The organism is Paracoccus sp. MKU1 (assembly GCF_001447385.1).
Lineage (GTDB): Bacteria > Pseudomonadota > Alphaproteobacteria > Rhodobacterales > Rhodobacteraceae > Paracoccus.
The window spans coordinates 1-932 of the sequence record NZ_LLWQ01000071.1; the positions used below are offsets into that span (position 1 = coordinate 1).

The following is a 932-nucleotide window of genomic DNA, read 5'->3' on the forward strand; positions in this document are numbered from 1 at the left end:
ACAGGATCTGGAAGATCGCGTTGAAGGCCACCAGCCCGGCGACATATTGCCCGTCGCCGCGCGCCAGCTGGTTCCAGACCAGCACCATGGCGATGCAGCGCGCCAGGCCGATCAGGATCAGCCCGGTCATGTATTCCGGCTGGTCGCGCAGGAAGATCACCGCCAGCGCGAACATCAGCACCGGCCCGATCAGCCAGTTCTGCACCAGCGACAGCACCAGCACCCGCCTGTCGGCAAAGACCCGGGGCAGGTCCTCGTAGCGGACTTTGGCCAGCGGCGGATACATCATCAGGATCAGCCCGATGGCGATGGGAATGTTGGTCGAGCCGACCGCCATGGCGTTCAGCGCATCCGGCAGGCCGGTGAACAGCGTGCCCAGCAGGATGCCGATCGCCATGGCCGCGAAGATCCACACGGTCAGGTAGCGGTCGAGAAAGGAAAGCCGGCGGGCCGGGCTGTCGAGGGTCATCACCTGTTCCTTTCAGGCCGAGCGGATGTGGTTGCCCTGGGCATCCACGACCTGCTCGCCGTCCTCCTTGCTGAAGGCGGCGCGCTGCGGCGGCAGCAGGTCCAACACCTGCTCCGAGGGCCGGCAGAGCCGCACCCCCCTGGGGCTGACCACGATGGGCCGGTTGATCAGCACCGGATGCGCCAGCATCGCGTCGACCAGCGCGGCGTCGGGCAGCGCCGTGTCGTCCAGGCCAAGCTCGGCATAGGGCGTGCCCTTCTGGCGCAGCAGCTCGCGCGGCGCGATGCCCATGCGGGCGATCAGCCTCACCAACATCGCGCGCGAGGGCGGCGTCTTGAGGTATTCCACCACATGCGGCTCGATCCCGGCATTGCGGATCATGGCCAGCACGTTGCGCGAGGTGCCGCAATCCGGGTTGTGATAGATCACGACGTCCATGATCGGGCCTCTCGGGTCAAGGTGG

Annotated in this window: 2 protein-coding genes; both read right to left on the reverse strand. The window is 67.0% G+C overall.

Features of this window, described 5'->3' with window-relative positions:
• On the reverse strand, window positions 1-469 hold a 469-nt coding region (locus tag AQY21_RS04860), incomplete at its 3' end, for an arsenic resistance protein (RefSeq protein WP_369807748.1).
• A 12-nt stretch (window positions 470-481) separates the two neighbouring features.
• The gene (gene arsC / locus AQY21_RS04865; protein WP_058096656.1) at window positions 482-907 is read right to left on the reverse strand and encodes an arsenate reductase (glutaredoxin); all 426 of its coding nucleotides are present in this window, start codon (window positions 905-907) and stop codon (window positions 482-484) included.
• Between the last annotated feature and the right edge of the window lie 25 nt (window positions 908-932).